At 69.8% G+C, this 24,759-nt stretch carries 20 protein-coding genes; 6 read left to right on the top strand and 14 right to left on the bottom strand.

What is annotated here, in order from left to right; genetic code table 11:
• Positions 1-370: 370 nt before the first annotated feature.
• Positions 371-2,791, bottom strand: a complete 2,421-nt coding sequence (metE, locus tag AB4Z48_RS28910; RefSeq protein WP_441620338.1) for a 5-methyltetrahydropteroyltriglutamate--homocysteine S-methyltransferase — start codon at positions 2,789-2,791, stop codon at positions 371-373.
• A 155-nt stretch (positions 2,792-2,946) separates the two neighbouring features.
• On the opposite strand from metE, the gene AB4Z48_RS28905 reads away from it, so the two are divergent.
• Positions 2,947-3,870 (top strand): LysR family transcriptional regulator, encoded by a 924-nt coding sequence (locus AB4Z48_RS28905; protein WP_441620336.1) that lies wholly within the window; start codon positions 2,947-2,949, stop codon positions 3,868-3,870.
• A gap of 15 nt (positions 3,871-3,885) precedes the next feature.
• On the opposite strand, the gene AB4Z48_RS28900 is transcribed toward AB4Z48_RS28905, so the two are convergent.
• Together AB4Z48_RS28900 and AB4Z48_RS28895 are read right to left on the bottom strand one after the other, a co-directional pair.
• Positions 3,886-4,812: a sugar kinase gene (locus AB4Z48_RS28900; protein WP_441620334.1), complete on the bottom strand. Its 927-nt coding sequence runs from the start codon at positions 4,810-4,812 to the stop codon at positions 3,886-3,888.
• A gap of 36 nt (positions 4,813-4,848) precedes the next feature.
• Positions 4,849-5,883 carry an SPFH domain-containing protein gene (locus AB4Z48_RS28895; protein WP_441620332.1) on the bottom strand — a complete coding sequence of 345 codons (1,035 nt, stop codon included), beginning with the start codon at positions 5,881-5,883 and terminating at the stop codon, positions 4,849-4,851.
• A gap of 146 nt (positions 5,884-6,029) precedes the next feature.
• Here AB4Z48_RS28895 and AB4Z48_RS28890 point away from each other — a divergent pair, with 146 nt between their 5' ends.
• Positions 6,030-6,791: an NUDIX hydrolase gene (locus AB4Z48_RS28890; protein ID WP_441620330.1), complete on the top strand. Its 762-nt coding sequence runs from the start codon at positions 6,030-6,032 to the stop codon at positions 6,789-6,791.
• Here the strand turns inward: AB4Z48_RS28890 and AB4Z48_RS28885 are convergent.
• The 3 genes from AB4Z48_RS28885 to AB4Z48_RS28875 all read right to left on the bottom strand — a co-directional run bounded on the left by AB4Z48_RS28885 (position 6,766) and on the right by AB4Z48_RS28875 (position 9,442).
• Positions 6,766-8,037 carry an MFS transporter gene (locus tag AB4Z48_RS28885; RefSeq protein ID WP_441620328.1) on the bottom strand — a complete coding sequence of 424 codons (1,272 nt, stop codon included), beginning with the start codon at positions 8,035-8,037 and terminating at the stop codon, positions 6,766-6,768. The genes AB4Z48_RS28890 and AB4Z48_RS28885 overlap by 26 nt on opposite strands.
• Before the next feature lie 108 nt (positions 8,038-8,145).
• Positions 8,146-9,081 carry a LysR substrate-binding domain-containing protein gene (locus AB4Z48_RS28880; protein ID WP_441620326.1) on the bottom strand — a complete coding sequence of 312 codons (936 nt, stop codon included), beginning with the start codon at positions 9,079-9,081 and terminating at the stop codon, positions 8,146-8,148.
• Complete coding sequence (locus AB4Z48_RS28875; RefSeq protein ID WP_441620324.1) at positions 9,038-9,442, bottom strand: hypothetical protein; 405 nt, start codon at positions 9,440-9,442, stop codon at positions 9,038-9,040. Before AB4Z48_RS28875 ends, AB4Z48_RS28880 begins: the two co-directional genes overlap by 44 nt.
• A gap of 178 nt (positions 9,443-9,620) precedes the next feature.
• Between AB4Z48_RS28875 and AB4Z48_RS28870 the strand changes: the two genes are divergently transcribed.
• The gene (locus AB4Z48_RS28870; protein ID WP_441620322.1) at positions 9,621-10,091 is read left to right on the top strand and encodes an Lrp/AsnC family transcriptional regulator; all 471 of its coding nucleotides are present in this window, start codon (positions 9,621-9,623) and stop codon (positions 10,089-10,091) included.
• Positions 10,092-10,103: 12 nt separating this feature from the next.
• Here AB4Z48_RS28870 and bluB read toward each other — a convergent pair whose 3' ends face one another.
• The 5 genes from bluB to AB4Z48_RS28845 form a co-directional block, all read right to left on the bottom strand.
• Positions 10,104-10,769: a 5,6-dimethylbenzimidazole synthase gene (gene bluB, locus AB4Z48_RS28865; protein ID WP_441620320.1), complete on the bottom strand. Its 666-nt coding sequence runs from the start codon at positions 10,767-10,769 to the stop codon at positions 10,104-10,106.
• Positions 10,770-10,899: 130 nt separating this feature from the next.
• Complete coding sequence (gene metC / locus AB4Z48_RS28860; protein ID WP_441620318.1) at positions 10,900-12,102, bottom strand: cystathionine beta-lyase; 1,203 nt, start codon at positions 12,100-12,102, stop codon at positions 10,900-10,902.
• A gap of 10 nt (positions 12,103-12,112) precedes the next feature.
• Positions 12,113-13,117, bottom strand: coding sequence for a Bug family tripartite tricarboxylate transporter substrate binding protein (locus AB4Z48_RS28855; protein ID WP_441620316.1), 1,005 nt, complete (start codon positions 13,115-13,117; stop codon positions 12,113-12,115).
• A gap of 57 nt (positions 13,118-13,174) precedes the next feature.
• Complete coding sequence (locus AB4Z48_RS28850; RefSeq protein WP_441620314.1) at positions 13,175-14,788, bottom strand: rhodanese-like domain-containing protein; 1,614 nt, start codon at positions 14,786-14,788, stop codon at positions 13,175-13,177.
• A gap of 139 nt (positions 14,789-14,927) precedes the next feature.
• Positions 14,928-15,512 carry a hypothetical protein gene (locus AB4Z48_RS28845; protein ID WP_441620312.1) on the bottom strand — a complete coding sequence of 195 codons (585 nt, stop codon included), beginning with the start codon at positions 15,510-15,512 and terminating at the stop codon, positions 14,928-14,930.
• Between the two features lie 137 nt (positions 15,513-15,649).
• On the opposite strand from AB4Z48_RS28845, the gene AB4Z48_RS28840 reads away from it, so the two are divergent.
• The gene (locus AB4Z48_RS28840; RefSeq protein WP_441620310.1) at positions 15,650-16,513 is read left to right on the top strand and encodes a LysR substrate-binding domain-containing protein; all 864 of its coding nucleotides are present in this window, start codon (positions 15,650-15,652) and stop codon (positions 16,511-16,513) included.
• A 51-nt stretch (positions 16,514-16,564) separates the two neighbouring features.
• On the opposite strand, the gene AB4Z48_RS28835 is transcribed toward AB4Z48_RS28840, so the two are convergent.
• Complete coding sequence (locus tag AB4Z48_RS28835; RefSeq protein ID WP_441620308.1) at positions 16,565-18,121, bottom strand: methyl-accepting chemotaxis protein; 1,557 nt, start codon at positions 18,119-18,121, stop codon at positions 16,565-16,567.
• Between the two features lie 474 nt (positions 18,122-18,595).
• On the opposite strand from AB4Z48_RS28835, the gene AB4Z48_RS28830 reads away from it, so the two are divergent.
• Entirely contained in the window at positions 18,596-21,637 is a 3,042-nt protein-coding gene (locus tag AB4Z48_RS28830; protein WP_441620306.1) for a transglycosylase domain-containing protein, read from the top strand.
• An 87-nt stretch (positions 21,638-21,724) separates the two neighbouring features.
• On the opposite strand, the gene AB4Z48_RS28825 is transcribed toward AB4Z48_RS28830, so the two are convergent.
• Together AB4Z48_RS28825 and AB4Z48_RS28820 are read right to left on the bottom strand one after the other, a co-directional pair.
• On the bottom strand, positions 21,725-21,904 hold the full coding sequence (locus AB4Z48_RS28825; protein ID WP_441620305.1) for a hypothetical protein: 180 nt from the start codon (positions 21,902-21,904) through the stop codon (positions 21,725-21,727).
• 131 nt (positions 21,905-22,035) lie between these two features.
• The gene (locus tag AB4Z48_RS28820; protein WP_441620303.1) at positions 22,036-23,163 is read right to left on the bottom strand and encodes a DUF1275 domain-containing transporter; all 1,128 of its coding nucleotides are present in this window, start codon (positions 23,161-23,163) and stop codon (positions 22,036-22,038) included.
• A gap of 222 nt (positions 23,164-23,385) precedes the next feature.
• Here AB4Z48_RS28820 and AB4Z48_RS28815 point away from each other — a divergent pair, with 222 nt between their 5' ends.
• Positions 23,386-24,753 carry a M20/M25/M40 family metallo-hydrolase gene (locus AB4Z48_RS28815; RefSeq protein WP_441620301.1) on the top strand — a complete coding sequence of 456 codons (1,368 nt, stop codon included), beginning with the start codon at positions 23,386-23,388 and terminating at the stop codon, positions 24,751-24,753.
• The last annotated feature ends 6 nt before the right edge of the window (positions 24,754-24,759 follow it).

Genomic DNA, 24,759 nt, shown 5'->3' with positions numbered 1-24,759 from the left:
ATCCGGCGCTGCCGGGGCGGTGGCCTGGGCCAGTGCGGCGGTCGTGAATGCCGCGGCGGGCAGGGCGGCGGCGCGCCGCTTCCAGTGTCTGGCTCTCTTCATGTTTTCCCTTGTGGCGCCGGACCTGCGTGGGGCCGCGCCTTTTTTACCGTGCTTGGATAGCCGCGTACGATACGGAATATCGCCCGCCGCGCGCTATGTGACACAGTGCCGCAACCGTGTGGAATGCGGCACATTCCTGCCGCCTGCAGGCGCTCAAGGGAACACAATACAGCTAACCGGCCAGCACGCCATAGCTCTGGCCATGGAACTGGCGCAGCACACCGGCCGGTTGGCGCGCCGCGCAAGGGGGGCGCGGGAGGATGCCGGGCTAGCTGGCGTGCGTCGCGCAATCGACGCAGCCCGCCGCATGGCCGGCGTGATGTGCTGCCTGATGTGTTGCCTGATGCGCTACGTGATGGCCCGTGAGGCCGCCCGGCCCGGCCGCCCGCGTGGCGCGCTGCCACCGGGTGGCGCCAGCCTTGCCGACCCGCTCGCGCAGGCTGCGCGCGGCTGTCACCATATTGGCCAGCGCCGCTTCGGTTTCCGGCCAGGCGCGCGTCTTGAGGCCGCAGTCCGGGTTGACCCACAGGCGCTGCGGCGGGATCACCTCGCAGGCGCGTTCGAGCAGGTGCGTGATGGCTTCCACGCTCGGCACGCGCGGCGAGTGGATGTCGTATACGCCCGGCCCGATCTCGTTGGGGTAGTCGAACGCGCCGAAGCCCTCGAGCAGCTCCATCGCCGAGCGGGACGTCTCGATGGTGATCACGTCGGCGTCCAGCGCCGCGATGGCGGGCAGGATGTCGTTGAACTCCGCGTAGCACATATGGGTGTGAATCTGCGTTTGGTCCGCTACCGAGGCGGCCGAGATCTTGAACGCATGCACGGCCCAGGCGAGGTAGGCTTCCCAGTCGCCCTTGCGCAGCGGCAGGCCTTCGCGCAGCGCCGGCTCGTCGATCTGGATGATGCGGATGCCGGCCTGTTCCAGGTCGGACACCTCATCGCGGATCGCCAGGGCGAGCTGCAGCGTGGTGGCCGCGCGCGGCTGGTCGTCGCGCACGAAGGACCATTGCAGCATGGTCACCGGGCCCGTGAGCATGCCCTTCATCGGCCGCTCGGTGAGGGACTGCGCGTAGCGCGTGGTCTCCACGGTCATCGGTTCGGGCCGGTACACGTCGCCGTAGATCACCGGCGGCTTGACGCAGCGCGAGCCATAGCTCTGCACCCAGCCATTGGCGGTGAAGGCGTAGCCGCACAGTTGTTCGCCGAAATATTCCACCATGTCATTGCGCTCGGCCTCGCCGTGCACCAGCACGTCCAGGCCCAGTGCTTCTTGCTTGCGCACGGCGGTCTCGATCTCGGCGCGGATGCGCTGCAGGTATTCCAGCGCGCCGATGTCCCCGCGCTTGTAGGCCGCGCGCGTCTGGCGGATCGCCGTGGTCTGCGGGAAGGAGCCGATGGTGGTGGTGGGCAGCGCCGGCAATTGCAGCGCGTCGCGCTGGCGGGCGATGCGCGCGTCGAACGGGCTGTTGCGCTCGGCCATGCCGGCGGTGAGCGCGGCCACGCGCGCCTGCACCTGCCGGTTGACCACGCGACGCGAGTCGCGGCGCGAGGCCAGCGCGGCCTCGTTGGCGGCCAGTTCCGCCGCGACGGCGGCTTCGCCCTCGTTGAGCGCGCGTGCCAGCACGCTTACCTCGTCGAGCTTCTCGGTGGCGAAGGCCAGCCAGTCGCGGATCTCGGCATCGAGGCTCTGCTCGGCCTCGAGCGACACCGGCACATGCAGCAGCGAGCAGGACGGCGCCACCCACAGGCGCTCGCCCAGCTCCGCGTGCAGCGGCGCCAGCACGGCCAGCGCGCGGCGCAGGTCGGTGCGCCAGATATTGCGGCCGTCGATCACGCCGGCGGACAGCACCGCGCCGGCCGGCAGGACCTTGCGCCAGGCGTCGAGCTGCTGCGGCGCGCGCACCAGGTCGAGATGGAAGCCCTGCACCGGCAGCGCGGCGGCGCGCGCCGCGTGGTCGGCCGCGGTGTCGAAGTAGGTGGCCAGCAGCAGCTTGACGCCCGAGCCGGCAAGCGCGGCGTAGGCGCTGTCATAGGCGTCGAGCCAGGCCGGCTCCAGATCCAGGCACAGCGCCGGCTCGTCGATCTGCACCCATTCGATGCCGCGTTCGCGCAGGCGGCCCAGGACGCGGGCGTAGGCGGATACCAGCGCCGGCAGCAGGCTGAGGCGCTCGAAGCCCTCCGCATGGCTCTTGGACAGCCACAGGTAGGTGACCGGCCCGATCAGCACCGGCTTGGCTGCCAGGCCCAGCGCGAGCGCTTCGTCCACTTCATCGAAGAACCAGTCCACGCCGCCGTCGAAGCGCGTTTGCGGCCCTAGTTCAGGGACCAGGTAGTGGTAGTTGGTATCGAACCACTTGGTCATTTCCATGGCGGGCTGCGCCTTGTTGCCGCGCGCCAGCTCGAAATACTGCGCCAGGCTCAGCTGCCTGGGCTCGAAGCCGAAGCGCGCGGGCAGGGCGCCGAGCAGCGCGCTCAGGCCGAGCACCTGGTCGTAGTAGGCGAAGTCCCCCACCGCCACGCTGTCCAGGCCCGCTTCGGCCTGGGCCTGCCAGTGGCGCTGGCGCAGGCCGGCGGCCACTTCGCGCAGGTTGGCTTCGCCGGTCTCGCCGCGCCAGAATGCCTCCTGGGCGAATTTCAGCTCGCGCTGGGCGCCGATGCGGGGGAAGCCCGCGATATGTGTGCTTGCCATCAGGTGCTCTCGCAATTGGTATGTGACGATGGCGCCCAGTGTGGAATCCGGCGTAAAATGAATCAAGCGATAAGATTTAATCAACGTATGAATGGATTTCATATCAAACCATATCCAGGTTTTCGGGCGTGCGGATGTACAGGGTGGAGCGCGCCGTGATCGAAGTCAGGCACCTGCGTTCCCTGGTGGCCATCGCGGAGTCCGGCAAGCTCGCGGCCGCCGCCGAGCGCGTGCACGTGAGCCAGTCTGCGCTGTCCCACCAGATCAAGGGCATCGAGGCGCACTACGGCCTGCCGCTGTTCGACCGCACCCGCCAGGGCCTGCGCTTCACGCCGGCGGGGGAGCGCCTGCTGGCGCTGGCGCGCGAGACGCTGGCTGCCATCAGTACGGCCGAGCGCGACCTGATCCGGCTCAAGGGCGACACGCGCGGCGAACTGCGCATCGTGCTGGAGTGCCACACCTGCTTCGACTGGCTGATGCCGGTGATGGACGAGTTCCGCCGCCGCTGGCCCGAGGTCGAGGTGGACCTGGTGGCGGGCTTCCACGCCGATCCGCTGGCGCTGCTGGCCGAGGGCCGGACCGACATGGTGATCGGCTCGCTGCCGCCGGCCAAGCGCGGGCTGGCGGTGGCGCCGCTGTTCCGTTTCGAGATCCTGGCGGTGATCGCCAACGAGCACCGGCTGCGCAACAAGCGCCGTATCGAGGCAGCCGACCTGGACGGTGAGACCCTCATCACCTACCCGGTGCCCGAGCAGCGCATCGACCTGATCCGCGAAGTGCTGGAGCCGGCTGGCATCAAGCTGCAGCGGCGCACGGCCGAACTGACGGTGGCGGTGCTGCAACTGGTGGCCAGCCGCCGCGGCGTGGCCGCGCTGCCCAACTGGGGCGTCAAGAACTACGTGGACCATGACTACGTGCTGGCCAAGCGCATCGGGGCCAAGGGCTTGTGGAGCGAGCTGTACGCCACCACGCCGGCGGGACTGGCCGGGCGGCCCTATGTGCGCGATTTCGTCTCTATCGTGCGCGATACCTGCGCCGCCGAGCTGGACGGCATCGAACTGCTGGCGGAAGGAAGATAGCGGCGCAGAGCCGCGCTATTGCACCAGTTGTCCGCGGCGCTGCGCCACGCCGATGCGCGCCTCGGTGCCTGCATTGAATTGCAGGAAATCCGCCTCGATGCCGTCGCTGAAGATCACGCCGGCCTCGGGCATCAGGGAGCGCAGCACGATCTGCTCGCCGCGCGGGATCTCGCCGTACACCAGCGTGGCCTGGCTGGCGCGGCTGGGAAAGGGCTCGCGCACGGCGAACACCAGCCGGTCGGTATCCCAGGGCAGCGGCTGGTAGGGCGCCTCGCCACCGTCCGGCAGCGCGATGGCGCGCGCGCCCGTGACGATGCTCTTGAGCCAGGCGGTGGATCCGAGACCGGTGGAGACGATGATGCCGCTCGACGATTGCACCTCGCCACGCCCGCCGAGCTGGATCTCGTAGCGCGCCGAGGTGTGGCTGCGCGGCCCGACGAAGAAGTCGTTGACCGCGTACAGCACCTGCTGGTCGGAGAGCTCGGCGCGTGCCATCGTGACCGGGCGGGCGGGGCGGCGGTCCTGCATGGCCTCGGCCAGCACGCGCGCCACATCGCCGGGCCGGAACGGCAGCAGCACGCCGTCATGGCGCGCCGGGTCCGGGTTCACGCCAAGCAGCGGCTGGCCGTCCAGGTATTTCATGGTGTTGGCGACCAGGCCATCCTGGCCTAGCGCCACCACGATATCGTCCGGGCCGAACAGGAAGTTGGGCAGGAACTGCCGGTCCACCACCTGCCGCCGCTGGTAGCGCGACAGCGCGTTGCCCACCTGGGCGCGCGCGGCCTGGTAGGCGTCGTGTTCGCGCTGGTAGTCGCTGATGTCCGCCCCCAGGTGCTCCAGGTAGAAGCGTGCCTGCGCCAGCGAGTGATAGCGCGCCAGCAGTTCCTCCAGGCGCGTCTTGCGCGTGACCAGCACTACCTTGCGGTCGGCGGCGTTGCTCATGGTGTGTCTGCTCCCGAGGCTTGAAGCAAGCGTGGCTCAATCGCGGGCGCGGCCCCTGGCCTGCGGTGCCAGCAGCGATTGCAGCAGCTCCGGCGACATATTGAGCTGCCCGATCCGTTCGGCCTTGTCGGCGATGCCGCCGAAGGCCTGCGCTATCAGCTGTCCCGGCGCCATGCCGGAGGCGGCCAGCGCCTGCACGATGCGCGCGTCCGCGCCTTGCAGCGCCTGCATCACGGCGCCCAGGCGGTGCGCCTCGGCCTCGGCCGTGGTGCGGGTATTGTCCGCCTCGAGTCCGACGAACTCCTTGCGCCGCGCTTCCAGCGTGATCCGCGCTTCCATGGCGCTGGCCTGCAGTTGCGCCTGCTTTTCCTGCACGGCGGCCTCGGCCTCCATCTGCGTCTCGCGGATGGTGCGCTGCTTGAGCTCGACGGCCACCTCGGTATCGAGCTCGCTTTCCTTGATGGCGCGCTCGTTCTCCACCGCGGCATTGCGGCGCGCGTAGATGGCGTCGTCGGCGGCCTTCAGGATCTGCTCGCGGACTTCGGCTTCCAGCGCCCGTGCGGTTTCGGCGCGCGGCTTCACGGCCACCATCGAGAAGGACAGCACCTCCAGCCCCAGCGCCAGCACGTCCGGGTGGCTCTTGAGCGCAGCTTCGACCTGCCGTGCCATGCGGTCCGAGCCCTGCAGCGCGGCGCGCAGCGTCTCGGCGCTCACGGCTTGCTGCACCAGCACTTCGACCACGCCTTCGACGCGTGCGCGCAGGTTCTGCGGGTCTTCGGATATATAGCTGCGGCCGTCCGGCTTGAGCGCGAAGTTCAGCATGGCCGCGGTCTTGCGTGGCTCGGTGATGCGGTAGGAGAGGTTGCCCTGCACCGTGACCGACTGGAAATCCGCCGTGATCAGCTCGAAGATGTAGGGCAGCACCTGGCTGCCCACCGGCACCGCGACCAGCGACGTGGTGGGCGCGTAGTAGTAGAACGACTGGCCGCTGCCTTCGCGCAGGATCCTGCCGCCCTTCATCTGCATCAGGTAGGTGGTGGGATCTGCCTTGATGAAACGGATGCCGAACATGATGGTTCCTTTCCTGGTTGCCGTGGTGCCCGCGCCGGCCTGGCCGGTCCGGCGCGAATAAGTGTGTGTGTGCCACTAATATAAGTGGCACTGTGACACTTGTCAATTTATAATCCGCCTCATCGCACACCGGACGCCACCCCAAGATGCCCACGCCCGCCAGGAACGCACCGACCTCCGCCACGACACCCGCCAGGGAAGACGCGGCCGGCGCCGATTTTCCGCGGCCGCTGACCACGGTGGACGTCGTCATCCTCACCGTGCGCGGCGGTGCGCTGCAGGTACTGCTGGTGCAGCGTCCGGACCAGGCGGGCGAGCCGTATCCCGGGCGCTGGGCATTGCCGGGCGGCTTTGTCGATATCGCGCGCGACGCAGACCTGCAAGGCTGCGCCTTGCGCAAGCTGGCGGAGAAGACGGGCGTGGCAAGTCCCTACCTCGAACAGGTAGGCAGCTGGGGCGGCGCCACGCGGGATCCGCGCGGCTGGTCGGCCACCCATGTGTATGTGGCGCTGCTGGCCGATGCCAGCCTGGCGCCGCACAAGGGCGGCAACGCGGCGGACCTGCGCTGGGCGCCGGTGGAGGGCGACGGCGTGGCCGTGCCGCTGGCCTTCGATCACGCGGTGCTGCTGGGCGCGGCGCTGGCGCGCGTGCGCGGCAAGACGGAGTACACCTCGCTGCCGGCGCATCTGTTGCCGGCGGCGTTTACGCTGGGCGAGCTGCAGCAGGTATATGAAACCGTGCTCGGCCGGGCGCTGGAGAAGAAGGCCTTCCGCACGCGCATGCTGGCCGCCGACCTGCTGGAAGACCTGGGCGAACAGAAGGAGACCGGGCGCCGCCCCGCGTCGCTCTACAAGCTGCGGGAACAGGCCGGGCTGGTGTATTTCACGCGGAGTTTCGAGCAGCGCTGAGCGCTGCCGGCTGCGGCGCGGGCGTGCCGGCCGCGGTGTCGTCGATCGGGAAGTGCAGCAGCGCGGCCACCAGCCCGGCCAGCGCCGTGCCGGCCCACACGATCGAGTAGGAGCCGGTCAGGTCGAACATGAAGCCGCCCAGCCAGGCGCCGAGGAAGGAGCCGACCTGATGGCTGAGGAAACACACGCCGAACAGCGTGCCCAGGTGGCGCGTGCCGAACACCTTGGCCACCAGCCCGCTCGTGAGCGGCACCGTGCCCAGCCAGGTCAGGCCCATCACGGCCGCGAAGACGATCACCGAGACGGCGCTCTTGGGCAGCAGCACGAAGATCCCGATGGCGGCGCCCCTTGTCAGGTACAGCCAGCCCAGCACGTATTGCTGCCGGAAACGCCCGCCCAGCCAGCCGCATGCCCAACTGCCGGCCATATTGAACAAGCCGATCAGCGCCAGCGCGGTTGCCCCCAGCCCTGCCGGCAGGTGGCACAGCGTCAGGTAGCCCGGCAGATGCGTGCCGATGAAGGCGAGCTGGAAGCCGCAGGTGAAGAAGCCGAGCGTGAGCAGGCGGTAGCCGCGATGCCGGCACGCCAGCGCCAGCACCGCGCGCAGGGAAGCCGCCGGCACCGCGGGCGCATGGGCGCTCCCCGGCTTGCGTTTTTCGAGCAGGAGGCCGAGTGGCGCCGCCAGCAGGATCACGGCCGCCATCGTGAACAGCGAGGCGCTCACGCCGGCACCCGCGCGGACCGATTGCGCCAGCGGCACCAGCAGCACCTGCCCGAGCGAGCCGCCGGCACTGGCAAGGCCCATCGCCATGCTGCGCTGTTCCGGACTGGCCACGCGCCCGACCGCCGTCAGCACTACGCCGAAGCTGGTGCAACTGATGCCGATGCCCACCAGCATCCCCATGCCGACCACCAGCATCGCGCCAGTGGGCGCCACCGCCGCCAGGCCCAGGCCCGCGGCAAACGCCGCCGCGCCGAAGGCCACCACCGGGGCGCAGCCGTAGCGGTCGGCGGCGGCACCGGCAAACGGCTGGGCGAGACCCCACACGAGATTGTGCAGCGCTATCGCGAAGGCGATCAGCGTGACCGGCATGCCGCGGTCGAATGACAAAGGCCCCAGGAACAGCCCGAAGGTCTGCCGCACGCCTATCGCCGCGCTCAGGATCAGCGCGGCCGAGATCACCACCAGCAGCGCCGGGTTCTTCAGGGTGGCAAAGCGTTGGTCGTTGCCTTGTGCCGTCAGCATGTCGGGTTCCTCCTGGCGCCAATAGTGGCAGCGGGCGGATGGCGCGGCAAAGGAAAAGACGTCGACTACAAGTGAGGATTTCTCACTTGCGCAGGGCGCGGCCGGCGATCACGGGGCGGCAGCGTGCCCGGCCACGGCGCCGGCATCGCAGGTCCGGGCCTGGTCGAGCAGCCACTGGCGGAAACCGGCGAGATCGGGGCGCTGCCTTGCCTCGCCGCTGCCTTCGGCGCTGACCAGCCAGTACGCCGTCTGCGCGGCAAGCGGCTGCGCGCCGAGCGCGACCAGCGTGCCGGCCGCCAGATCGCGATCGACCAGCGGGCGTCGTCCCAGCGCCACGCCGAGGCCGGCGGCGGCGGCTTCCAGCGCGAGCCCGAAGGTGTCCAGGCGCAGGTGTCCCGCAGGCGTCACGTGCGCCATGCCGGTGCTGTCGAGCCAGGCCGGCCAGTCCTCGCTGGCCGGCTCGACATGGATCAGCGTGGCGCGGCGCGGATCGAAGTTGCCTTGCGCATCGAGCACCGTAGCGCGGCAGGCCGGGCTGCACACCGGCAGCAATTGCTCGCCGAACAGGCGGCACCAGGCCGCGCTGGCGGCCGGCGCCCGGCTCATGCGGATGGCAAAGTCGAAGCCGTCGGCGGGAAAGCCTACCTGCCGGCGCGAGGTATCGACGGTGACATTGATCTCCGGCCAGCGCTGGCGGAAATCGTGCAGGCGCGGCAACAGCCAGCGCGAGGCCAGGGTCGGCGCGCAGCTCACGGCGATGGTGCGGCCGGCGCGGCGGTCCGGCAGGCGCTGCGTGCCGGTGGCGATCAGCGCGAAAGCTTCCGATATATAGCTCAGGTAGTCCGCGCCCGCCGGCGTCAGCGAAAGGCCGCGCGGCTCGCGCACGAACAGCGCCACGCCGAGCGCCTGTTCCAGGCCGGCGATGCCGTGGCTCACGGCGCCCGGCGTCACGTTCAGCTCGGCGGCGGCCAGCTTGAAACTCTGGTGCCTCCCGGCGGCTTCAAAGAAGCGCAGCGCCGAGAGGGGCGGAAGACGAAGCGGCATGAGACGGTCCAGAAGGCAGCCTGTTGGCGGCCTGAGCATACCGAGCCGGGGTTGCGGCCGCAAGGGCGGGCAGGGCGGGCGTGCGCGCATCGTGTTCGTGCGCATCACCGGCAAGTCCGGCCAGGCCGGGCATCTCCCGCACTTCGAGCACGTCCACGCCGTTCTCCAGGCGCCTGACGAACAAGGACAGCAGGTCCGCGTCCTCGGCGGCGACCGACAGCGCGAGCGGATAGGGCGCGGCAGGATCGAAGTCCATGCCGGCCAGTGTCAGGCCGGTGCGGCGGGCATTGGCAAGCGTCCATTCGATGGTGCCGAAGACATCGCTGCGATCGAGCCGGAGTGCGAGATTCAGGGTAGGCATGGGAGACAGGGCGCAAGCGCAAAGAAGTAGGAAAGAGGTACCGGATACATGCAGAAAATTTACCAGCGCCGGCCCGGAATGAGCTTCTTTGTTGTCTTCTGTTTTGCCTTGATTGTGGATAATTTGTCTTTGATATGTGCTAATGTTGGTGAATTATTCTTCTTTGACCCGTGAAGCCATGCCAACCTCTCCCAAGCTCGACGAAACCGACCGCCGCATCCTGCGCGCGCTGCGGCGCGACGGCAGGCTCTCCAACCTCAAGCTCGCGGAGCAGGTCGGCCTCTCGCCTACGCCGTGCTGGAACCGCGTGCGCGCACTGGAGGAAGGCGGGGTGATCGAGGGGTACGCGGCGCTGCTGAACCAGAAGGCGCTGGGCCTGCCCGACACCGTGCTGATCGAAGTCACGCTCGACCGGCACGACGACGACATGCTCGACCGCTTCGGCGAGGCCCTGGCGGAACTGCCCGAGGTGATGGAGGCTTACCTGCTGACGGGTGAGTACGACTACCTCATCAAGGTGGCGGTGGCCGGCACGGAGGGCTATGAGCAATTCCTGCGCCACAAGCTCTACAAGCTGCCCGGGTTGCGGCACAGCCATTCCACCTTCGTGCTGCGCACCATGAAGCGCGAGCCCTCCGTCGAGCCCTGAGAGGGTCGGCGCTCAGGCCGCGGGCGTTTCCCAGCGATCGGTGCAGAGGAACGCGGCCAGCGGGCGGGCGTGGCGCCAGTCCTCCAGTTCCAGCATCGGCGCCGGATAGAAAGCCTGCACGGGGCCCAGGCAGAGGATGGCGACCGCCTCGCCGCCTGGCGGCAGCCGCAACAGTTGCGCCAGCGCAGCGGGCGCGAACATCGAGACCCAGCCCATGCCCAGGTTCTCGGCGCGCGCCGCCAGCCACAGGTTCTGGATGGCGCAGGCCGCCGAGCACAGCGCCATCTCGCGCGGCATGGTACGGCGCCCGAACACGGTGCCGTCGTCGGGCGCCAGCGCGACCACCAGCAGCTCCGCGCATTCGCGCACGCCTTCCACCTTCAGCCGCAGGAATTCGCTGTTGCGCTCGCCCATCGCCTGCGCGGTCTGTTGCCGCTCCGCCTCCACCAGCGCCGCAATATCCAGCCGCGCGGCAGGATCGGCGATGCGGATAAAGCGCCAGGGCTGCATCAGGCCGACCGAAGGCGCGGCATGCGCAGCCTGCAGGATCCGCAGCAGCACCGCTTCGTCGACCGACGCCCCGGCGATGAAATGGCGCATATCCCGGCGCGCCGCCACGAGACGGTAGAAGCTCTCGCGTTCCTCGGGCGAGAAGACGGTGCTGGGGGTGTCGGTCATGGGCAATGCCTTGGGAGCGCGGACGCCAAAGGCGGCATTGTAGGCGCGCAGGCGTGCGGCGCCCGCCTGTGCCCCGCAGGCGGGCCGGTCGCGAACGCGCATGCCGGCAGATTTGCCGGCCACCGCCGCGTTACATTGCCGCCGGTTCGCCCACCTGCGCTTGCTGCGCGATGGCCGCGAATCCCCGCGCCAGGTCCGCGACGAGATCGTCCACGTCTTCCAGGCCGATATGCAGCCTGATCACCTGCCCGCGCGTGGACCAGTCGGTCACGCTGCGCGCGCCGCGCATGTCGGCGACCACGGCGAGGCTTTCGAAGCCGCCCCAGGAGGCGCCGATGCCGAACAGCGCGAGGCTGTCGACCAAGCGCTCGGCGGCGCCGGGCGCGGCGCTGCGCAGCGAGAACGACAGCAGGCCGTTGGTGCCGTGGCAGTCGCGCAGCCAGAGCGCATGCCCGGGGTCGCCGGGCAGGGCGGGGCAGAAGACTTCGGCCACTTCGGCACGCGCCTGCAGCCAGCGGGCCACGCCCAGCGCGCTGCGTTCGTGCTGGGCCATGCGCGCGCCGAGCGAGCGCATGCCGCGCTGTACCAGGTAAGCATCATCCGGGCTGACGGCGATGCCGAAGGCATCGGCCACGTCGGCCAGCGCCGGCCACGCGGCTTCGGTGGTGCACACGGTGCCCATCATCACGTCGGAATGGCCGGACAGGTATTTGGTGGCGGCCATCAGGGAGATATCGGCGCCGAGCGCCAGCGGGCGGTAGAGCAGCCCGGAGCCCCAGGTGTTGTCGGCGGCGACCAGCGCGCCATGGCGGTGCGCGATGGCGGCGATGGCGGGCAGGTCACACATCTCGTAGGCGAGCGAGCCGGGCGTTTCCACGTAGACCAGCCGGGTTTCCGGGCGCAGGCAGCGCTGCAGGTCATGGCCGTCGGCCGCGTAGAAGCTGGCGGCGATGCCATGCCGGGCGAGGAATCCAGCGGCCAGCTTGCGCACCGGCTCGTAGACGCAGTCGGGCAGCAGCACGTGCTGGCCGGGGCGCAGGAAGGCCAGCAGGGTCATCGCGGCGGCGGCCAGCCCGCTGGGAAACAGGCGCGTGCGGTAGCCGCCCTCCAGTTCGGTGACCATGTCCTCCAGGGCGAAGGCGGTGGGGTTGCCGCGCGCGCCATAGGTAAACAGCCGTTCGCTGCCGCGCCGGCTGCGCATCTCGCGCATCTGCGCGGTGGATTCGAACAATACGGTGCTGGCACGCACCACCGGCGGGTTGACCGGCCGGCCGCCGTCCACGGCGGCTGCGCGGCCGCCGTGCGCGAGCTGGGTCAGGGCGCTGTGTTTCATCGGCATGGCCTCAGTCCACCCGCGCGCCGGACAGCTTCACGATCTGCGACCAGCGTGCGATGTCGCCCTTGAGCTGGCTGGCGAAGGCCTCGGGCTTGCTGGCCACCACGTCGCTGCCGCCCTCGTTGATCAGCCTGACCACGTCGGGCATCTGCAGCACCTGCACGATGGCGCGATTGAGCAGGGCGATGCGTTCGGGCGAGGTGCCGGCCGGCGCGAACACGCCATACCAGTCTTCGAAGCGGGCATTGCGGTAGCCGAGCTCTTCCAGCGTCGGCACCTTGGCGAACACGCCCAGGCGGCGCGGGCTGGTGACGGCCAGCGCGCGCATGCGCCCGCTCTGGATAAAGCTTGCCACCGAGGACGTCGACGTGATCAGCACGTTGACCTGTCCGCCCATCAGGTCGTTGATGGCGGGGCCGGCGCCCTTGTACGGCACGTGCTGCAAGGCAATGCCGCTGTCCTTGTCTAGCACCACGCCGACCAGGTGCGACAAGGTACCGTTGCCGGGCGTGGCGAAGGTGATCTTCTGCGGCTGCGCCCTGGCCTGCGCGGCCAGCTCGGCGAAGCTCTGCCACGGCGCGTTGGCGGCCACCACGATGGCCAGCGGCGCGGCGTTGATCTGCGTGACCGGCGCGAAATTCTTCACCGGGTCGAAGCCGGGCGCGCTGTACAGCGTCGGGTTGACCGCCATCACCGACACCTGCGAGGTCAGCAAGGTATAGCCGTCCGGCTTGGCCTCGGCCACGAAGCGCGTGCCGATATTGCCGCCGGCGCCGCCGCGGTTGTCGGTCACGGCGGTCTGCCCCAGCACTTCGCCCAGCCGCGTGGCCACGATGCGGGTGACGGCGTCGTTGCCGCCGCCGGCCGGGAAGGGCGAGACGATGCGCAACGGCTGGGCGGGAAAGCCGCCTACGGGGGCGAGCGGCGCCAGCGGCTGGGCCGCGGCGGCGCCGGCGCAAAGCACGGCAATGGCGGCGAACGCGCCGGCGAGGACTTGCGTGGGGCGGGACATGAGAACCTCCTTCTGTGCTTTGTTCGTGGGGGACGTCTGGGGCAGGGGAAGTGCGGGTCAGGCAAAGCGGAAGGTGGCCAGTTCCTGGGCGTCGAGCTGGCCGATAAGGTTGGTCTCCCAGGCCAGGTAGCGGCGGGCGGCCTCCTTGTTGCCGTCGTGGCGGTCGTGCACGAAGAACAGGAAATCGATGCAGCGCGCGTCCGGCAGGGTGTGTTCGCCGCCGTCGCTGGCGAGCGGCAGGCCGGCCGACTGCCAGGCCTGCGTGCCGCCGTCGAGCAGGCGCACGTCGCGGTAGCCCAGCGCCGCCAGCTCTGCCGCGGCCAGCGCGGCCACGCCGTCTTCGTCGCTGACCAGCGCCAGCGGCGTATCGCGCGGCACGCTGTCAAGGCCGCGCGCGAAGACCGGGCGGATCGACCAGCGGCTGCCAGGCACGTGGCCAGCCCGGTACGCCATGCTGGGGCGCACGTCGAGCGCCACAAGCCCCTGGCCGGCCAGCCCGGCGGCCAGCGTCCGGGCGTCGATGCGCGGCAGCGCGCAGGCAGGCGCCCGCGGGCCGGACGGCGCGGCCAGCTGTGCCGGGCGGGCGGCATCGAGCCCGCCTTCGAGCACGACTGCGTCATGGCCCATCTGGCGCAACCAGCTCGCCACCACGGTGGCCCGCACGCCATCGGCGTCAATCAGCACCAGCCGCGCGCGGCGCACGCCGACGTACTGGTCGGTGGCCTGGATCAGCTGGCCGCCGGGCGTGCTTTGCGCGCCGGGCACCGAGCCGGCGGCGAATTCCTCCGGCGTGCGCACATCGCACAGGAAGGTGGTGCGCGAGGCGTCGCGCAGCCAGGCAGCGGCTTCGGCGGCGCCGATGCGCGGCACGGCAAAGCGCGTGGCCATGGCTTGCGCGGCGTCGCGGGCATCGGCCAGCCCCGACGGCACGGCGTTGTCCGGGTAGCGCCGCGTGCCGCCATGCTCCAGCTTGAAATCGTTCAGGTACCAGCCCTGCGTTCCGTTCTCCAGCGCGAACACCGGGTTCGGCACGCCGAAGTTGATCAGCGTCTGCGCGCCGATGATGCTGCGGGTGCGCCCGGCGCAGTTGATCACGACGGGCGTGGCGGGGTCGGGCACGAGGTCGCGCAGGCGGTAGGCCAGTTCGCCGTTCGGGCAACAGATCGCGCCCGGAATATTCATCTTGCGGAATTCCGCCGCGGGCCGTCCGTCGAGCACCACCGGCGGGCGCTCCCCGGCCTGCATGGCGGCCAGTTCCGCGGCCGATACGCGCGGCGTGCCGTAGTGATGCTCGGCCAGTTCGCCGAAGGTCTTGGAGGGCACGTTGACGCCGGCGAACAGCGCATGGCCGGCAGCCTGCCAGCCCGGCACGCCGCCCGCGAGCACGAATACCTGCGCATAGCCGAGGCCGGCCAGCGCCCGCGCGGCGCGCGCCGCCACGCCGTCGCCATCGTCGGCCAGCACGATGCGCGCAGCCGTATTCGGCGCCAGGCGGCCGATCTCGAGTTCCAGCCGGCTGTACGGCAGCGGCACCGCATGGAAGGGATGGCCTTCGCCATACTGGCCGTGCTCGCGGATATCGAACAGGGCGATTTCCCCTTCGCCGTGCAGCCAGGTCTTGAGCGTGGCGGGGTCGATGTGGCGGGGCAGGTCGTGAGCGTTGTCCGGCATGTGTGTTTGTCCAGGCAAGAAGGGGGCCTGACCTCCTGGCCGTGCTAAGGGCGGAAGGCAAGCGGTAATGCGTTCGAATGGGGATCCGGGGCGGCCCCGGAGGGTGCGGGGCTGGTGCGGTGCACCAGCCCGGTGCCGCTCAGCGCCGTGTCTTGACGCCCATGCTCATGACCTGGCAGCGCCCGGTCTCGAGGTCGAAGGACAGGCGCTCGGTCAGGGTTTCCAGCGCGCGGCCGTACATATGCAGGTGGCGGATCACGCTGTCGCCGCGGATCTCCACGGAGTGGATGTCGTCGGCCAGCAGCGCGATGCCGCCGCCGGGGCCGACTTCCACCGTGTGCGAGTGCGCGAGCGTGCCGACGCCCGGTTCGCTGCCGTCGTCGGTGCGCAGGTAGACGTCGTTGAACTCGGTGCCCACCACGCCGGCCACGCAGGCCCAGGTGGTGTGATTGTGCGGCGGGATGCGCTTGCCGGGCCGCATCACGTTCAGGTACAGCGCGAAGGTCTGGTCCGGGTCTTCGGCGATCAGGTAGCGGGCCTGGCGCTCGCCTTCCTCGGGCGGGGCGAACTCGCTCTCGGCCCACAACTGCGGGCGCGCCGCGAGCGCCTCGACCTGGCCCAGCACGGCCGCCAGCGAAGCGCGCGTAACGCCGCCGGCTACGATTTCCTTGATGGATCGGATGGTGTCCCCAACGGCTTCCTGGCGTTGTTGTACGATCGACATGTCTTTAGAATCCTTGCTGAATCTTGATGTTTCGGGGTTTGCGGGGCGCTGGCTATCGTTGCTGGGTTTCACTTTAATGAAGACAGCCGCCCGAAACCACTAAATCAGCCATGAAAACACTTAAGCAAGTCTAATGAATGCGTAATCTCGATCTGGACCTGCTGCGCACCCTGGTCGCCATTGCCGACCACGGCACCTTCGCCGCCGCCGCCGAGCGCCTGCACCGCACGCAGTCCGCCGTGACCCAGCAGATGCAGCGGCTCGAAGAACAGGTGGCGCTGGCGCTGTTCGAGCGGCAGGGGCGCGGCAAGCAGCTCACCCGGCACGGCAACAAGCTGGTGGAATATGCGCGGCAGCTGCTCGGCCTGAACGACGAAGCGCTGCGCGTGCTGCGCGAGGGCGACCTGACCGGCTCGCTGCGCATCGGCGCACCGCACGACGTGGCCGACACCATGCTGCCGCCGCTGCTGTCGCATATCGCGAAGGCGTCGCCGGCGCTGCGGCTGGAGATTCACGTGGGGCGCAGCCCCTTCCTGATGGAGTCGCTGCGGCGCGGCGAGATCGACCTGACGGTGTCCACGCGCGAAGACGCCAGCCTGGACGGCCTGGTGCTGCGCACTTCGCCCACCATCTGGGTATGCGCGGCGGATTTTGCCTACGAGCAAGGCAGCACCGTGCCGCTGATCCTGGCCGACGAGCCCAGCCTGTTCCGCAAGCTGGCGCTCGAGGCGCTCAAGGAGGCTGGCGTGCCGTGGCGCGCGGCATACCTGGCGCCCAGCCTGATCGGCATCAAGGCAGCGATCCGCGCGGGGCTGGGCATCACCGCCCGCAGCATCGATCTGCTCGGCGCGGACATGCGGGTGCTGGGCGACAAGGATGGCCTGCCGCGCCTGCCGGACGTGACGTATTACCTGTGGGCCCGGCCCAACGCGGCCAACCCGGTCGCGCGCCAGGTCTTCTCGATGCTCAAGACCACCTTGCAACGCGGGCTGGCGGGATGACGGACCCGGGGGCGGCGGCGTGGCGCCGGCGCCCCGGAGAACTGCCGCCGCTCAGGCCGCCGGCGCCAGCCGGAACGCGCCCACCGCCTCGGCCAGCTGCCGTGCCTGCGTCTCCAGCGAGCCGGCCGCGGCCGCGGCCTGTTCCACCAGCGCCGCGTTCTGCTGGGTGACGTCCTCCATCTGCGTCACCGCGCGGCTGACCTGGACGATGCCCGCGCTCTGCTCGAGCGAGGCCGCCGAGATGTCTTCCACGATCCTCGCCACGCGCTGCACGGCGTCCACGGTCTCGCTCATGGTCTGGCCGGCCTGGGCCACCAGCGCATTGCCGGCGGCGACCTTGCCGGCGGAATCGTCGATCAGGTTCTTGATCTCGCGCGCGGCTTGCGCGCTGCGTTGCGCCAGTGCGCGCACCTCGCCCGCCACCACGGCGAAGCCGCGGCCCGACTCGCCGGCGCGGGCGGCCTCCACGGCGGCGTTGAGCGCCAGGATATTGGTCTGGAAGGCGATGCCGTCGATCACGCCGATGATGTCGGCGATGCGCTGCGAACTGCTGCTGATATCGCCCATGGTCTGCACCACGCCGCGCACGTCGTCGCCGCCGCGCGTGGCCAGGCGGGCCGCTTCGGCGGCCAGCTCGCTGGCCTGGCGTGCGCTTTCGGTGTTGTTGCCGACGGTGGAGGTGAGCTGCTCCATGCTGGCGGCGGTCTGTTCGAGCGACGCGGACTGCTGTTCGGTGCGCGAGGAGAGGTCCGTATTGCCGGCGGCGATCTCGCGCGCGCCGATATTGACGGAGTCCGAGCTGGCGCGCACCTGGCTGACGGTGCGGGTGAGCGCCGCCTGCATGCGCGCCACGGCGCCCAGCACGCGGCCGACCTCGTTGCCGCTGGCGGCTTCGGCGCGCTGGGTCAGGTCGCCCTCGGCCACGCGGTCGAGATGCTCGGCGGCGGCGGCCAGCGGCGCCACCACGAAGGCGCGCAGGCCCAGGTGCACGGCCACGATCAAGGCCAGCGCGGCGGCGATGCCGACCGCCACCAGCTTGACCACCAGGCGGTAGCGCGCGCTGCTGGCCTCGGTTTCGTGCTGGGCGAGTTCGCTCGCCTGTTGCTGGAACCGTTCCACGCCGCCGGAGAAATCGGCGCCGGAGCTCGTGATCTCCTTGTCGTTGATCGCCGCATAGCCGGCAGGGTCGCCCGCGCGCAGCGCCGCGGCGGCGCGTTCGACCGCGCCGGCATGCCGCTGCGCGGCCTCGGCGAGCAGGCGGCGCTGGCCGTCGGCCTCGCCTTCCTGCGCGGGCTGCGCGGCGAAGCGCTGCATCTGCTGTGCCGAGCGGCCCAGCGATTTGGCGGCGGATTCCAGCGCGCTGGCATTCACGTCGCCGCCGCCTTCGCGCGCCGAGGCATAGGCGCGGGTCAGCGCGGAGCGGGCCCGCGTCATGTCCTTGTAGGCATCGTTGAGCAGCAGGGTGCTGGCCGAGAGCTGCTGCACGCGTCCGGTGGCCTGGTTGGCGGCGCCGAGGGCGAACACGCCGACCACCGCGCCGAACACGATCATCAATGCAAAGGTCACCAGAATCGCCAGCAAGGCTGTGCGTACGCTCAGGTTTTTCATGCTCGGGAACAGGCCGGGACAGGCCGGAAATTGGGATCCTTACGCTAACGGACGGCGCGGTCAGGACTTGATGGTCGCCGCGCGCGCGGGTGCCGGATTTTTGCGCCAGATCAAACCGGAGGCACCGTTGCCGGGGTGCGTCGGCGTTCACCCGCGCGGGCGCGGCGCGGCACTGGCCCCCGGCGGCGCCGCGTCGCGCCCGCGGGCGAAGGCGCCCGGTCCGGAGTCCGGTCCGGGCATTCGCCGGCGGTGGCTGCCGCCACGCGAGGCGCTTTCCGGCTTGTCCACGGCACGCCGCAGCTTCCGTGGTCAAGATGCAGCACGCGCACTTTGTGCGTTAGGCCCCATTGGACTAGGGTATACGCTGTGACGAGGGCGCCTGAATGGTGCCATCGTTGCCAGCAGGCGGCCAGCATGCCAGCATTGGCCGAAGCGCCGGGCATTCCCCGGTTTCCTCGCAAACGGACCTGAATCGTGCGACGACGTCTCTGGCCCAGGCTCGTGATACTGGCCCTGCTCGTGGGGGGCATCTACGTTTTGTGCGCGATCGTCGCGGAGGAACTTGCCACCTCGCGCCTGCAGGCACGCTACTTCAGCGGGCGCGTCAAGGGCGTGGCCTACGAAGAAGCGCCGGGGCCGAGCGAGCGCATCCGTTTCCCGGAAGACGGGCCCTATGACGTGCGTTTCGGCTATAGCCGCCTGCCGCAGTTCACCGAGCTGCTGGAAGCGCGCGGCTACAAGCGCGAGCGGCAGGCGCGCTGGTCCGACCGCATGCTGGAGCTGACCGATTCCGGGCTGTTTGCGCCGTACCGCGAGAAGACCTTCGCAGGGCTGGAGCTGCTCGACTGCAATGACGAGCCATTCAATGTCCGCAGCGTGCCGCGCCGCGCCTATGGCAGCTTCCATGACATTCCGGTGGTGCTGGTGAACGCCTTGCTCTATATCGAGAACCGCGACCTGCTCGATCCGGAGTTTCCCACTCGCAACCCCGCGCTGGACGTGCGCCGCTTTACGCGCGCCGCGATGGACCAGGGGCTGCGTTTCTTCAACGAGCGCCACGAGGCGCCCGGCGGCAGCACGCTGGCCACCCAGATCGAGAAATACCGTCATTCGCGCGCCGGGCGCACCGGCTCGCCGCGCGAGAAGCTCAAGCAGATGGCGAGCGCGTCCATGCGGGCCTATCTCGACGGCCCGGACACCATCGGCGCGCGCCAGCGCATCCTGCTGGATTACCTGAACACCGTGCCGCTGTCGGCGCGCCCCGGCCTCGGGGAGGTCAACGGGCTGGGCGACGGGCTGTGGGCCTGGTACGGGCAGGATTTCGACGAGACCAACCGGCTGCTGGCCGGCGCCGCCGGCGCGGGGCCGGGACCGGACAGCGGGCAGGCCGCCGGCGAGCAGGGCGAGAAGCAGGCCCGCGTGTTCAAGGAAGCGCTTTCGCTGATCATCGCGCAGCGCGGCCCGTCGCATTTCCTGCGGCGCGATACCGCCACGCTGTCCACGCTGACCGACAGCTATATCCGGCTGCTCTCGGCCGCCGGCGCCATCCCGCCCTGGCTGCGCGACGCCTCGCTGGCCCAGCCGCTGAAGCTGGCCGCCGGCGCGCAGGATCGCCCGGAGATCTCCTTTGTGTCGCGCAAGGCCATCAGCGGCGTGCGCACGGACCTGCTGCGCTACCTCAACCTGGACAGCAGCTACGAGCTGGACCGGCTCGACCTGACCGCGCACAGCACCATCAACACCACCTTGCAGGGCGTGGTGACCGATGCCCTGCTGAAGGCCGGCACGCGCGACGGCGCGCGCGCCACCGGGCTATACGGGCACAACCTCCTGCGCGAGGGCGACGACCCCGGCCGCCTGGCGATCAGTTTCACCCTGTACGAGCGCATCGGTGGCGCCAACCTGCTGCGCGTACAGGCCGACAACCTCGACCTGCCATTCGACCTCAACCGCGGCGCGCGGCTGAACCTGGGCTCGACCGCCAAGCTGCGCACCCTGGTGGCCTACCTGGAGATCATCTCGGAGCTGCACGAGAAGTTCTCCTCGATAACGCCCGAGCAACTCAAGGAGGTCAAGCCGGCCAAGCTCGACGCGCTCAGCCTGTGGGTGCAGAACTTCATGCTCACCGCGCCGGACAAGAGCCTGCGCGCCATACTGGATGCCGCCATGCTGCGCAAGTATTCCGGCGGCGCGGGCGAAGCCTTCTTCACCGGCGGCGGGCTGCAAACCTTCACCAATTTCGAGCGCTGGGAAAACCTGAAGATCATGCCGGTGCGCGAAGCCTTCGAGCATTCGGTCAACCTGGTCTTTGTCCGCCTGATGCGCGACATCGTGCGCTACGAGACCTACCGGCTGCATCCCGATGCCGACGAATGGCTCAACAACCCGGCCGCGCCGCAGCGCCGTGGCTACCTGGTGCGCTTTGCCGACAAGGAAGGCAGCGACTACCTGCGCGCCTTCTACGGCAAGTACCGCGGCAAGACCTGGCCGGAGCGGGTCCGGCGCGCGCTGGAGAACCGGCGCTTCAGCCAGGTCGGGCTGGCGGTCACGCTGCGCAGCATCGAGCCGGACGCCGACCTCGAGCAGTTCAGCAAGACCATGCGGGCCACGCTGCCGAAGATCGCGGGCGCGCCGCTGACCGACGAAGTCTTGGCCAAGATGTACAACAAGTACGGCCCGCGCAGCTTCAACCTGAACGATCGCGGCTACCTGGCGCGCGTGCATCCGCTCGAGCTATGGCTGCTGGACTACCTGCGCGAGCGCCCCGATGCCAGCCTGGATGAGGTCCTGCGCGACAGCACCGAGCAGCGCCAGGAGGTTTACGCCTGGCTGTTCAAGACCCGCAATCCGGGCGGCCAGACCCGGCGCATCCGCGGGCAGCTCGAGCGCCAGGCCTTCGCCGAGATCGCGCGCCGCTGGCAGCGGCTGGGCTATCCGTTCAGCGCCATCACGCCGTCCTATGCCTCGGCCATCGGCGCCGCCGGCGACCGCCCGGCGGCCCTGGCCGAGTTGGTCGGCATCATCCAGAACAACGGCGTGCGCCAGCAGGCCACCGCGCTGCGCAACCTGGACTTTGCGCAAGGCACGCCGTATGCCACCGATTTCGGACTGGGCATGGAGGGCAAGCGGCTGCTGAGCGAGGAACTGTCCACGGTGGTGCGCGCGGCGCTGGTGGGCGTGGTGCAGTCGGGCACGGCGGGGTCGCTGCGGACCGCGCTGGGCAGCAGCGGCATCGTGGCCGGCGGCAAGACCGGTACCGGCGACCACCGCTACGAGGTCTACGGGCCGGGCGGCAGGCTGATCTCGTCGCGCGTGGTCAGCCGCTCGGCCACCTTCGTGTTTTTCCTTGGCGAGCGCTACTTCGGCAATGTCACCGCCTACGTGCAGGAACCCTATGCGGCACGCTACAACTTCACGAGTGCCTTGTCGGTGGCGCTGCTGAGATCGCTGGCGCCGACCATCCTGCCGCTGGTGCGCGACGGTGGCGTGCGCTCGCCGCTGGCCTGCAAGCACTGAGCGGGGGAGCGGGGGCTGCCGCCTGCGCTGCCCTGTGTTGCCCTGTGTTGTCTGTGCCGCCCGTGCCGCCCGTGTTGCCTGAGCGACCTAGTCCCAGCAATGGCGCAGGGCGCAGTAGCGGTCTTCGGAGCTGCGCGCCTCGCGCTCGTACTCGGCGATGACCTGCAGGGTGGCGCGCTGGAGCAGGGATCCGGTGGTCAGCAGGGCCGCGAGATCGCGCAGGCCCTGCAGGCCGATCACGGTGGGGATATTGGCTTCTTGCTGCATGATGCGTTGCTGGCTCTGGATAGGCGGTTTGTGCCGCTCGATGATTCGAGTGTAGTGAGCCGGGGGCAGGGCAAATGCAAGGGAATGTGTCCGCGCGAACCCTTTGTGGCGCAAGGATTCGAAGCGCCACTTCAGATCCAGCCAAAGTGGCGGGCAAGCAGCCCCGCAGCCAGCAAGGTAGTGCAAATCCACAACACCACGATCACCACCGCCGCGGCCCGGCTGCGGGGGCGTTGCTGTGCAGCAACGGCTGCCGCGCGGTATTCGTGCATCAGCTCGGGCGGGATCATCCGTACGGCCAGCAGCACGCCGAGCGGGACCAGCACCACGTCATCCAGGTAGCCCAGCACGGGGATGAAATCCGGGATCAGGTCGATCGGGGACAGCGCGTAGCCCGCCACCAGCAGGGCCATTGCCTTCGCATACCAGGGCGTGCGCGCGTCGCGCGCGGCCAGCCACAGGGCATGCACATCGCGCAGCGCATCGCGGGCCCAGCCGCGCCAGCACGCGCCCAGGCGCAGCAGGTGGCGGCGCACGTCGTCGGCCACCGGCACCACGGCCAGCGCCAGCAGCAGCGCCGCCAGCCAGAGCGTGGCACTGAAGCCCAGATGCTTGAATCCCAGCGCCCCGGTCACGCCGCCGATGAAGAACAGCGCCACCAGCGTGGCCAGCGTGCGCAGCCTGGCGCGGTTGGCCAGCACCGGCGGCCGGCCGGCGCCGGCCGCGTTCCAGTAGAACAGCTTGCCGAGTTCGATGCCGATATCCGTGACCATGCCGGTGATGTGGGTGGTGCGGATCTCGGCATTGGAGACCTTGGTGATCATGGCGTTCTGCAGGCCCATGATGAAACACAGCAACATCACCGTGGCCGTGCCGAGGATCCATTTGTGGGTCCCGAGGTTGCCGCCGAGCAAGCCGAAGCACAACAGCAGCACGGCCTCCAGCAGCAGGGGCAGGGCATATTCGCTGTGGAGGTCTTCGCGCCGCGCCCAGTTGATCAGGATGGCCGAGGTCGCGGCGCCCGCCACGAACGACAGCAGCGCGCCAAGCCCTTCCAGGATCAGCGCCACCTGGCCGAGCGCGAGGTGGTCGGCCATGGCGGAGACGATGCCGCTCATATGCGAGGTGTACTGCTGGACCGCCAGGAAGCCGCCCGCGTTGGTGGCGCCGGCGACGAAGCTGAGGTAGCAGGCGAGCTGCCGGTTGGCCTGCGGGCTGCGCCGGCGTCCGGCAAGGCTGCGCAGGTAAGGGATCGGCATGATGGCGGGTTCCGTGGGCGGCCGTGGGGCCGTGGGCGTTTGCCTCAGATGGTAATCCACCCCGGGCCTTGCGCCGGCATGCCCGATACGCCACGCCGGAGGCCATCCGCTGGCAGAATGGCGGTTCGCCCGCACGCGGCGGCGCCTCGCCTGGCCCGCGTCGTGCGCGCGCGCCCCCATCTCAGCCCATCGACCCAACGTCACCGGAGCCATTGCCACAACATGCAAGCACGCCCCCAACCCGATGCCATCGCGTCCCGCCCGTTCTCGCTGACCCTCGCGGCGCTGGTGCTGGCCGCCACGCCGGCCTTCGCGCAGACCATTCCGGTGCCGGCGGTGTCGCCCGCGGTGGACCGCGCCTACGCCAGCCTGGAAGCCGATCCATTGTTCAAGAAGGTCCTGGCCGATGTGAAGGCGGACGATGCGCGCTCGCTGGGCGACCTCAAGGCCCTGACCGAGATCCCCGCGCCGCCTTTCAAGGAGCGCGCCCGCGCCGAATATTTCCTGGGCCGCCTCAAGGCGCTGGGGCTGGCCGACGCCCATCTCGACGCCGAAGGCAACGCCATCGGGACCCGCAAGGGCAGCGGCAACGGCCCCGTGCTGCTGATCTCCGCCCACCTCGACACCGTGTTCCCCGAGGGCACCGACGTCACCGTCAAGCCGCGCGGCGGCCGCCTGTACGCGCCCGGCATCTCGGACGACACGCGCGGCCTGACCGTGCTGCTGTCGTGGCTGAAGGTGCTCAACGACAACAATGTCCGCACCGTCGGCGACCTGGTCTTCGTGGGCAATGTGGGCGAGGAAGAGCTGGGCAACCTGCGTGGCATGAAGGCGGTGTTCCGCGATCATCCGGAGATCGACGGCATGGTCGGGATGGAGCCGGGCGAGGGCGACCGCGTGCTGGCGCTGGGCACCGGCAGCCACCGTTACGAAGTGACCTTCCGCGGCCCCGGTGGCCACAGCTTCGGCGCGTTCGGCCTGCCCAGCGCCATCCATGCGATGGGCCGCGCGATCGCCAAGGTGAGCGACGTACGTCCGCCCGAGGATCCCAAGACCACCTTCACCGTGGGCACCGTAGGCGGCGGCACGTCGGTCAACGCGATTGCCGGCGATGCGCGCATGGCCGTGGATATCCGCTCCAACGCCACGCCGTCGCTGCTCGAGACGGAAAAGCAGATCATGGCGGCGATCGATGCCGGCGTGGCCGAGGAAAACCGGCGCTGGCACCCGGCCCACGCCGGCAGCCAGATCACCTACCAGGTGCGCCAGATCGGTGACCGCCCGGCCGGCCGCACGCCGCCCGACGCGGTGATCGTGCAGGCCGCGGTGCGCGCCATCGACGGCTACGGCAAGGGCAAGCCCAGCCTGCGCGGCGGCAGCACCGACGCCAACGTGCCGATGGCGCTCGGCATTCCGGCCATCATCATCGGCAGCGGCGGCAAGACCGGCGGTTTCCACGCGCGCGACGAATGGTATGACCCGGCCAACGCCTGGGAAGGCGCCCAGGTCGGGCTCACCACCGTGCTTGGCCTGGTGGGCGTGCAGGGCGTGAGCCAGCCGCTGCTGGAAAAGCGCCCGGCGGCGAAGTAGGCCCCG

The organism is Cupriavidus sp. 2TAF22, from assembly GCF_052115045.1.
Classification (GTDB): domain Bacteria; phylum Pseudomonadota; class Gammaproteobacteria; order Burkholderiales; family Burkholderiaceae; genus Cupriavidus.
This window is presented reverse-complemented; position numbering and strand designations above follow the sequence as displayed.